General features: G+C 43.7%; 8 protein-coding genes. All 8 read left to right on the top strand.

What is annotated here, in order from left to right; genetic code table 11:
• Positions 1-543 precede the first annotated feature (543 nt).
• The 8 genes from LJE72_RS21085 (at position 544) to hisS (ending at position 10,546) form a co-directional block, all read left to right on the top strand.
• Positions 544-990 (top strand): hypothetical protein, encoded by a 447-nt coding sequence (locus LJE72_RS21085; protein WP_229249961.1) that lies wholly within the window; start codon positions 544-546, stop codon positions 988-990.
• Between the two features lie 223 nt (positions 991-1,213).
• On the top strand, positions 1,214-2,209 hold the full coding sequence (locus tag LJE72_RS21080) for a cation diffusion facilitator family transporter (protein WP_229249962.1): 996 nt from the start codon (positions 1,214-1,216) through the stop codon (positions 2,207-2,209).
• Positions 2,210-2,437: 228 nt separating this feature from the next.
• The gene (gene recJ / locus LJE72_RS21075) at positions 2,438-4,873 is read left to right on the top strand and encodes a single-stranded-DNA-specific exonuclease RecJ (RefSeq protein ID WP_229249960.1); all 2,436 of its coding nucleotides are present in this window, start codon (positions 2,438-2,440) and stop codon (positions 4,871-4,873) included.
• 70 nt (positions 4,874-4,943) lie between these two features.
• Positions 4,944-5,456, top strand: a complete 513-nt coding sequence (locus LJE72_RS21070) for an adenine phosphoribosyltransferase (RefSeq protein WP_229249959.1) — start codon at positions 4,944-4,946, stop codon at positions 5,454-5,456.
• A 60-nt stretch (positions 5,457-5,516) separates the two neighbouring features.
• On the top strand, positions 5,517-7,766 hold the full coding sequence (locus tag LJE72_RS21065) for a RelA/SpoT family protein (RefSeq protein ID WP_229249958.1): 2,250 nt from the start codon (positions 5,517-5,519) through the stop codon (positions 7,764-7,766).
• A gap of 1 nt (position 7,767) precedes the next feature.
• Positions 7,768-8,217, top strand: coding sequence for a D-aminoacyl-tRNA deacylase (gene dtd / locus LJE72_RS21060; RefSeq protein ID WP_229249957.1), 450 nt, complete (start codon positions 7,768-7,770; stop codon positions 8,215-8,217).
• Between the two features lie 14 nt (positions 8,218-8,231).
• Entirely contained in the window at positions 8,232-8,852 is a 621-nt protein-coding gene (locus LJE72_RS21055; RefSeq protein ID WP_229249956.1) for an MBL fold metallo-hydrolase, read from the top strand.
• Positions 8,853-9,274: 422 nt separating this feature from the next.
• Positions 9,275-10,546, top strand: coding sequence for a histidine--tRNA ligase (gene hisS, locus LJE72_RS21050; RefSeq protein ID WP_229249955.1), 1,272 nt, complete (start codon positions 9,275-9,277; stop codon positions 10,544-10,546).

The following is a 10,546-nucleotide window of genomic DNA, read 5'->3' as shown; positions in this document are numbered from 1 at the left end:
ACACCTTTGAAGTGGTGAACAGTCCTCCAATATATCAGGGGATTACAAATAGAGTTGGGATGTAATAAACTGGAAAACAAGTTTCGTTACATCCCAACTCGTTAAAAATAGCTAAATGGCCCTGCATATTGGAAGCAGCGCCATCTAGTAAAATAAGAATGGTTAAGAATGGACGAAAAGTAATATGAAAAGCATACGATTACATAAATGAAAAAGGTTCACCCATTAAGGCTTACCACCACCAACGGCGAAAACCCCACCAAGGACCGAAACCAAACCGAGGGCCGAAGCCAAACCAAGGAAAACCCCAACGTCCCCACCACATAGTTAAAACCTCCTTCAAATTGTCGTTCTCAGTTACTGTAGGCTACCGGCAATAATGAGACCTACCACAATACAGAATATGAAGATAATGGAAGCATTGTTCCACATAATGGTAATTAGGACATTGTGATAGTTTGAGACCTTGAATTCCCTTAAAGATTAGATTGGATATTACTGGGATATACTACTACGAACATAGTGTTGGAGGAGAGAGGTTTCTTGGAATTCATTCAACTGGTATTACTCGAGGGAATACTTCTTCTTTGTGCAGGAATGATTTTTTTTGGAGGGATTTGGGGAACTGTTGCGGCAACAGTCGCTTTAAGTGGGATAAACTATCTTTTCCATGACGCAACAATGTTCTGGCAATGGGAAACTCCTATATTAGCAGGTGGAACCGTTGGAATACTGCTCCTTCTAACTATTGGAAAAAAAGCTGATAAAAGTAAGCTTGTAGGGGGACTTATAGGCGGATTGACCAGTATGGTTTTATTCGGGGCCTTTGCAACGCCTGTAATTGCGATAATCCTATGGGCCTTAGTATTCGGCACAGGTATTATTCCTAAAGGTAGCAAAAATCAGATGTTATGGAGTTTCGCGCCTACATTTTTGCGAATAATCTTGGGATTGGGATGGATCATTTACGGAAACTTTTTGACAATTTAACCCTGAAATTCTTGCCATTATCCGGAAAATGACAAAATAAAACCTTGCTATTACGTTTAATATTTGTTATCTTATACATAAACTTATTATTGTCAGGCATATAGCTGGGCTTCAGCTTTTGGAGCAGCGGAGGAATCTGCGGGACTACCTTTTTGTAAGGGGTCCTATTTTTATGTACTTTAGTTTGATTTACCATATACTAGTCAGTGAGGAGTGTGATGTCGTGGATGAGAAGACTCAAGTGGCCTCATTATCAGTTGCTTCGAACATTATATTAACATTAACTAAGGTGATAGTTGGGTTAGTCAGCGGGTCGGTTAGTATCTTGTCGGAAGGGATTCATTCCGGTATCGATCTAGTGGCGGCCTTTATTGCACTTTTTGCGGTGAAAGAGTCTGGAAAGCCTGCTGATTCATGCCATGCCTACGGTCATGGAAAGATAGAAAATGTTTCCGGTACCATCGAAGCCGCTTTGATATTTGTGGCAGCGCTAATGATAATCATTGAAGCGATTAAGAAAATCCAAGAAATTATTTACGGCAACGGTGGACATGTCACAGATTTTGGCTTAGGCTTAGGTGTGTTAATCATGGGAGTTTCAGCCATCATGAATTGGATTGTCTCCACACGGCTTATGAAAGTTGCCAAGCGAACTGATTCTGTAGCCCTTGAGGCGGATGCTTTGCATTTAAGGACAGATGTCTATACATCATTAGGAGTATTAGTGGGGTTGCTATTAATCAAGCTTACGGGTTGGACCATAATAGATCCTATCATCGCCCTTGGGGTTGCGTTTATGATTATAAAGGCATCTATTGATTTAACCAAGAAGGCTTTTGCACCGCTGGTTGATGTCAGTTTGCCGGATGAGGAACGAGAGATAATTGCTGAAGTACTGCAACGCTATGAGGATGAATTTGTAGAATTTCATAAACTCAGGACTCGTAAGGCCGGAGCAGAAAGACATGTTGATTTACATTTGGTCGTTGCTAAATATACTCCAGTCGTTGACGTTCATGATTTGTGTGACAGGATCGAAAAAGAGATTAATGAGAGATTGTATATAACCTATGTCTTAATTCATGCAGAACCTTGCAGCAACAGGGATGTGGAATGCCCGGTTGAGGAAGGGTTGTCATCCTTTTGTCAGAGTTGCCAAGTGCGGAAGCCGGAGCAGGGTTCGGAGGTCAGAGGCCGGAATTCAGAGAGCGAGATCTAAAAACTAAAACCTTTTATGATTTGTATGCTGGCTGGTCCTTAGATACTATAGTTGTATAATTTGAGAACTTTTCAGATTCCATTTGAGTATGGTTTTCCCATTATTGGAAGGATAACTGTCGAAGTTGAGTTTCAAGTCCGAATTTCGAATGGCAAAGGTCGAGAATATCGATAATGGTTGCTGCAATTTTTGCTCTGTTTTATAATGAAAGTCTGGGGGAGTATATTTGTGAAACGATTATGGTCTGTACAACATTCTTCCGGACGAATGACAGAAAAACTCCGCGATTTTTTAGGGATTTCGCCGGTTGTCTCAGAAATATTAATTCAAAGAGGCTATCAACAGCCGGAAGAGGCTATTGAATTTATGCGTCCAACCCTCTTGAACCTGAACTCACCCTTTTGCTTTAGCGACATGTTGCAAACGGTTGAGCGACTGTCTTTAGCCTTAGAGCGCAAGGAAAAGGTCCTTATCTATGGTGATTATGACGTGGATGGAGTTACGAGTACCACTTTATTATACAAAGTTCTAATTGATTTGGGGTTACAGGCTGTGGCCTATATTCCACACCGCCAAGACGAAGGCTATGGTCTCCATTCTGAGGCTGTTGAACGGGCAGCTAAGGCGGGTGTGAGCGTTCTTATTACAGTTGACTGTGGGGTTACGGCAGTCGAGGAAGTGGAACTGGCTAAAACTCTTAATATTGACGTGATTATTACAGATCACCATGAACCGCTAAAAGTTTTACCAAAGGCTTTTGCTATTATAAATCCTAAACTTGAGAATTCAGGCTATCCCTTTAGGGATTTAGCCGGGGTTGGTGTAGCGTTTAAATTGGCCCAAGCCTTATTGCAATCTTTAGGGAATGATGAAACAGGCATACACTCTGAAATCAAACTTTTAGATCTGGTGGCTTTAGGGACGATTGCGGATCTAGTCCCTTTAATTGGCGAAAACCGAGTCTTGGTTCATTATGGACTTCGCCAAATGGAGGAGACTAATCATCCTGGATTGGCAGCGCTCCTCGAGGAGTGTGGGTTAAAGGATAAGACCCTTAAAGCAGGACAAATTGGCTTTATGGTCGCGCCTAGAATTAATGCAGCAGGACGTATGGACAGTGCCCGAGCAGGTCTGGAACTTCTTCTGACGGAGGATGCTGAGCGAGCGGGTGAACTTGCACGTCAATTAACACGGGAAAACCAATCGCGCCAGGAAACCGAGAAGGAGATTTTAGCAGAAGCGATTTCCTTATTGGAACGTGAACCGCTGCCGCGAGTGATCGTACTTTCGACAGATCATTGGCACCACGGGGTTGTAGGGATTGTAGCTTCCCGTTTGGTAGAACGTTATTATCGTCCGGTCTTTATAATTTCCGAAGATGGTGAAGAAGCCAAGGGTTCGGCACGTGGAATTGCGGGTTATCCGGTATTAGAACAGTTGAGCACACAAGCATATCTGCTGACAAAGTTTGGAGGACATAAACAAGCCGCTGGTTTTTCTCTTCCGGTAACAAATATCAAAAAACTTAGAGAAGGACTGAATGAACAAGCTTTAGTTTTTGATGAAGCTCTCTTTCATGAAATCTTAAGAATTGATTCTCAAGTTGCTCTCGATGCTGTTTCCGGAGATTTGCTCCGTCAACTCGACCTAATGGCACCCTTTGGGTTTGGCAATCCGGGCCCTATTTTGGCCAGTAAAGAAATTCCTGTGTATTCCCTAAGTACTGTAGGAAAAGACCAAAGTCATCTGAAATTTCGCTTTGGATCAAAGGGAGAGCTGGAAGGGATTGCTTTTAGGTTAGGAGAACGTTTGAATGAGCTGAAGGATAAACTGACATTAGATGCAGCATTTGTTTTGGATTGGAATACTTTTCGAGGTCAAGAAAATGTTCAATTAATGATCAAAGATATTCAGCCTGAGGCGAATTGGCTAAATCCGCAAAGTGTAAATGAGGCCGGTTCAACCGCATATCAGGAAATTGCGGTCACAAATGAGGAAATTGAAATTGAATGGCTGGATTGGAGAGATTTGCCTCAAAAAGAGTGGCCTATACACTATAATCAACGATTGTGGATTTGGGACAACACTGGGAGTATGCCGACTCTGCGACTTGGGAATGATTTGGCTAGTGGTCAACATACTCAAGAAGAATGTTTTGAGGTCGATCCTTTAAATCAGGATAAGGATGGAAATGTGAATCAGAGTTTCGGGGTGATGTTCGGTCTTCCGCTTACGGAGGAGGATTTTAGAGAAGGCGTCGAGAAACTGCGGAGATTAGGTATATTTCGTATTGCACTTGCAGGATTTCAAGCTCCTCTTGAGGAAAGAGTTCGTCAGCGTTGTTGTTACATAGCCCGGGAAGAGCTGGTACAATTATATCGAGAGCTGCTTGCTGAATCGAGCAGGGCTAATCCTTTTCGCCGGGGCACTGATCTGAAAATTTCGGCTAAAGAGAAAGTCGGATTAAAAGTATTTGAAGAGTTGGGGCTCATCCGATGCCTTGGCGGCACGGATGAGATTGTCTTAGAATGGATTCCAGCTCAAAGCAAATTGGATCTGGAATCATCTTTACGCTATCGTTTAGCAAGAGAACGGTTGGATAGAGCATTAAAATTTCAAAATCAACTGCTCGTCTCGTCAATTCAATTAAAGAAACTTTACTGACGGATAAACTTTTAAGTTTAGGTACAATTATCTAAGTTGTTTGCATCAAAAGAAAGGTGGCGTAAAGATCATGGATTTCAGGGATCATATTCGCGTAATTTCCGATTTCCCCAAGGAGGGAATTTCGTATAAGGACATTACCACTCTTATGAAAAACGGCGAAGTTTATCATGCCGCTATTAACGCCCTAGTAGAGAAAATTAAGCTGTGGCAGCCTGACGTGATTGTCGGTCCCGAAGCACGTGGCTTCTTATTTGGTGCGCCTGTGGCCTATGCATTAGGAATCGGCTTTGTTCCGGTTCGCAAACCGGGTAAATTGCCGGCCCAAACCATCGGTGAGACCTATGCTTTAGAATATGGGTTTGATACGTTAGAGGTCCATGCAGATGCTATTAAACCTGACCAACGAGTAGTTGTTGTGGATGATCTGTTGGCAACTGGGGGAACAATGCTTGCGACTGCAAACTTACTGAAAAAGATTGGGGCAGATGTGGTTGGATTGGGCTTTCTAATTGAACTAACGTTCTTAAACGGTCGGGAGAAGCTGGAGGATTACCCTGTTTTCTCTTTGGCAGAGTATTAGATTTGGCAAAGTTGTTACTTAACCGAGCGTTATTGGCAGATGAGAGGAGTTCACCCACCAATGTCCTTCGCAGAATTAATGGTAAAAATGAAAAAAAAATCTCCAGAGGCATGTCTGGCTATTGTGGATAAGGCATATCAGTTTGCTGAAGCGGCTCATAGGAATCAACTGCGCAACTCTGGGGAAGATTATATTCTGCATCCCTTGGAAGTTGCTCAAATTTTAGTTGAACTTGAAATGGATGAAGCAACCATTGCGGCCGCTCTGCTTCATGATGTTGTGGAGGATACAGAATTTACCATTCCGGATATTGAGAAGGCATTTGGCGCAGAAATCGCATTGCTTGTTGACGGTGTGACTAAACTTGGCCGGATTGAGTACAAAAGCAAGGTGGAGCAACAAGTAGAAAATCTACGCAAGATGTTTTTGGCGATGGCCAAGGATATCCGCGTAATACTCATTAAACTTGCTGACCGCCTTCATAATATGCGAACTCTAAAATATCATTCGGAGAAAAAGCAAAAAGAAATTGCCCAAGAGACCTTGGAAATTTTTGCTCCATTGGCAAACCGCTTGGGGATTTTTCGAATTAAATGGGAGCTGGAAGATCTTTCGTTTCGATATCTAAAACCACAGGAATATTATGATTTAGTCGAAGGAATTGCCCTTAAACGCCGGGAACGCGAAGCCTATATTAACGAAGTTATAGTGCAAATGCGAGACAGATTAAATGAAGTAGAAATATATGCGGACATTGCCGGTCGTCCTAAGCATTTTTACAGTATCTATCGTAAAATGACTACTCAGCACAAAGAACTAAGCGAAATCTACGACCTAATGGCAATTCGAGTCATTGTAGACTCCGTCAACGATTGTTACGGTGCCTTAGGGATCATTCACACAATGTGGAAGCCGATCCCCGGTCGCTTTAAGGATTATATTGCCATGCCTAAACCAAATATGTATCAGTCATTGCATACTACCTTGATTGGACTTCACGGAGAACCCTTTGAAATTCAGATCAGGACTTGTGAGATGCACCGTACGTCAGAATACGGGATTGCTGCCCATTGGAAATACAAAGAAGGAAGCAATAATGAATGTGCAAACAAGCCGACGAGTAATAAGTCAACAAGTAATAAAGACTGTGGTAATAAAACAGCAAGCGTAAATTTTGAGCAAAAGCTCTCTTGGTTGCGTCAACTTCTGGAGTGGCAACATGATTCTCGGGATGCCGGAGAATTTATGGAGTCGCTAAAAATAGACTTGTTTGCAGATACAGTTTTTGTATTTACTCCCAAGGGGGATGTGGTGGAACTTCCCGCAGATTCCTGTCCGGTTGATTTTGCTTATCGCGTTCATACAGACGTAGGGCACCGTTGCATAGGTGCCAAGATTAACGGGCGGATTGTTCCGCTGGAGACAAAGCTGAATAACGGAGATATTTTAGAAATACTTACCTCAAAGCAAGGGGGGGCACCCAGTCGAGATTGGTTGTCTTTTGTTAAAACCTCCCAGGCCAAGAATCGGATTCGTCAATGGTTCAAGAAAGAGCAACGAGAGGATAATATCATTCGCGGACGTGAGAGCTTGGAACGGGAGGCCCGAAAGCTGGGGCTGGATCCGGCAGCTGTTCTTAAACCTGAAAGCCTCATGGCGATTGGCAAGACCCAAAACTTTGTAGGTCTGGATGATTTATACGCCTCAGTTGGGGACGGTGTACTTACCTCAAACAAAGTCATGATGCGCTTGCGCGAGGATCTCACTAAAGAAGAACGAGAAAAGGTACAGCTGGCAGCACTCCAGCAAGGAGAAGGCAAAGTGCCAACTCAGGTTTCCTATGGCAAAGCAACGCATGGGGTTAGGGTCAAAGGCGTGGATAACGTATTGATTCGTTTCGCACAGTGTTGCAACCCTCTGCCGGGGGATGCAATAATCGGTTATATTACCCGAGGGCGCGGGGTTTCCATTCATCGCGGGGATTGCAGCAATGTACTAAGCCACTCTGAAGATGAGAGTGATCGGATCGTAGAAGTTATGTGGGCAGAGCAAGTGGATTCCAATTATCCCGTAGATATTCTAATCTATGGGAGAGACAAGCCGCGTTTGGTCACAGAGGTCATGAATACAGTTTTAGATACTCGGACACATATTCTAGGGATTAATGCCCGTGTGGGAAAAGGGGACGTTGCCCATATCCAGTTGAGAATTGAGATCAGAAACGTGGAACAGCTTAAAATGGTGATGCATAAAATTCGTAAGGTTAAAGACATCACGGAAGTCAAGCGAATCCATACGGGAGAAAGTTAGGATGCGCAGTGTTGTACAGCGCGTTAAACGCGCCTCGGTAACCGTGGAGGGTGAAAAAGTAGGAATCATAGCTTCCGGACTTTTGGTCCTGCTGGCAGTTGGACAAGAAGACGGAGCAGACGACATAAGCTGGATGATTGAAAAAATCATAGGGTTGCGAATTTTTGAAGATCAAAGAGGCAAAATGAATTGCTCTGTACTGGATACCGGCGGAGAAATTCTTGTAGTTTCTCAATTTACACTTTATGGAGATTGCCGTAAAGGGAAACGCCCTAGTTTTACGGCAGCTGCACCCCCTGAACAAGCTAAGGATCTATTCGAACGCAGTGTTGCCGGAATGCGCAGTTATGGAATAAAAGTGGAGACAGGAATTTTCCAAGCAGAGATGGACGTTGAATTGGTCAACGATGGACCTGTGACGATACTTTTAGACAGTAAGAAAAAGTTTTAAGGAGGTAATGTTTGATGATTGAAGCAAAAGCTATGGGTGCCATGGGAGCAAATTGTTATTTGTTCTATTGTGCGGAAACTAAGAAAGCTGTGGTCATCGACCCCGGCGCAGATGGAAAAAGGATTTATCGTTGGGTTATGGAGAAGGGTCTTAAGGTAGATTATATTCTGATTACCCATGGGCACGTGGATCACATTGGTGCCGTCGATGAACTTAGAGAACTATTGGGGGATGTCTTGGTAGGGATTCACGCGGATGATGCAGGGATGCTCACAGATGACAGGAAGAACCTCTCTAGTTATGTGGGGAGCAGACTTGTACTTAAGAAAGCGGATATCCTGCTTCAGGACGGACAAGAACTTATGATTGGTAAAGAACGAATCAAAGTCATAGCAACCCCGGGACATTCTCCAGGAGGAGTATGTTTCTTATGTTCTGAAGGGCTGTTTAGCGGAGATACTCTTTTTGCCGGGTCCATTGGCCGAACTGATTTCCCGGGAGGATCAATGAATCAGCTTTTAGAGGGAGTCAAGAAAAAACTCTTGATTCTCCCGGAAGATACCCGAGTTTTTCCTGGTCATGGTGAAGAGACCAGTATCGGAGAAGAAAAGCGGGATAATCCTTTTTTGGTATAAAATTTGGTGGGACTTACCATCGGTCGTGGGGAAAATAATCTATTGACAGAAATAACCAAAATATTATTGACAAATAACGATCGTATTTGGTAAAATATAAAGATATAGGCGTTATTCATTGAAACAACGTAATAAATGTAGAATACTCACAAAACCTTTTGGAAAATTCCGGGTTAATCTTTCTCCAGGGAGGGCTTGCAAGACTGGAACCAGCCTGAGAGACACACGGTAGGACACCCTAAAGAAGAGTATCTTTGCATCGGATAGTCTCGTTAACGACTGAAAAGTGGGCGGAAGAATACCGTCAATTAGGGTGGCACCGCGAGAAGTTCTCGTCCCTTGCGCAAAGCAAGGAACGAGGGCTTTTTTTCTATAAGTGCCAGCCAAGCATTTGTTGAACTATAATTTAAGGAGGAATTTGCATGGCGATTCAGCGTCCAAAAGGGACTCAAGATCTATTGCCAGGTACAATCGAACAATGGCAATATCTCGAAGAAACTATTCGCTCAGTTTGCCGCGAATATGGGTATGAAGAGATTCGGACGCCGATGTTTGAAGCAACAGAACTTTTTCAAAGGGGTGTTGGGCAAACTACGGATATTGTTAAGAAAGAAATGTACACCTTCCAAGACAAAGGGGATCGATCAATGACCCTGCGTCCGGAGATGACTGCTTCGGTCTGCCGTGCGTATGTGGAGGGCAAGCTTTATGGCCAACCACAGCCGGTGAAATTGTACTATATTGGCCCGATGTTTCGGTATGAGCGGCCACAAAGCGGTCGTTTTCGCCAGTTCCATCAGTTTGGAATTGAAGTTTTGGGTGCAGACCAACCGATGGTGGACGCAGAAGTCATTAGCTTAGTTTGGAATTTATATAAACGGCTTGGACTACTTGGGCTTGAGGTTCATGTCAATTCTGTTGGATGCCCAATTTGCCGGGCAAGGCACCGTGAACAACTGCAGGAATTTCTGGCTGCTCGAAAAAGTAAATTATGTAACGATTGCCAAGAACGTTTTGAACGAAATCCATTGCGCATACTAGATTGCAAAAACTTCGCTTGTCAAGAGGAGACCGTTGGGGCACCGACAACAAAAGACACCCTTTGTGAGGACTGCAGTACTCACTTTGAGAAAGTTCTGGCTATCTTAGGCAGGGCCGGAGTGGTCTATCGAGTTAATCCACGCTTGGTAAGAGGACTTGATTATTACACGAAAACAGCTTTCGAAGTCATGGTCGAAGAAATCGGAGCGCAGAGTGCCATATGTGGGGGCGGCAGGTATGATAAGCTGGTTGAAGAAATCGGCGGACCGCCAACTCCGGGAATTGGATTCGCTATGGGGATTGAACGTGTTTTAGCGGCCCTGCAAGTACAACATAAGCTGCTGGAAGAAAAGCCTAAACTATTTGCTATGTTGATTGCCTTGGGCGAAAAAGCCCAAATCGAGGGCTTTGCTCTTCTGAGTGACTTGCGCAGCCAAGGGATGCCTGTGGGTATGGATTTGCTCGGTCGAAGTTTAAAAAACCAACTTAAATCAGCCAATCGCCAAGGCCTACGCTATGCCTTAATTCTTGGTGAAGAAGAGCTTGCTCGAAAGGTGCTTGTCATTCGCGATTTAACACTGGGCGAGCAAATGGAAGTTTCACTGGCGGACGCAGTTGAAGAAATAAACAAGAAGTATCAGAGAGGTGTTTAA

The sequence above is a fragment of the Desulfosporosinus shakirovi genome (assembly GCF_020595055.1).
Lineage (GTDB): Bacteria > Bacillota > Desulfitobacteriia > Desulfitobacteriales > Desulfitobacteriaceae > Desulfosporosinus > Desulfosporosinus shakirovi.
Note: the sequence above shows the minus strand (reverse complement) of the source record. Positions and strands in the feature narration are given on the sequence as shown.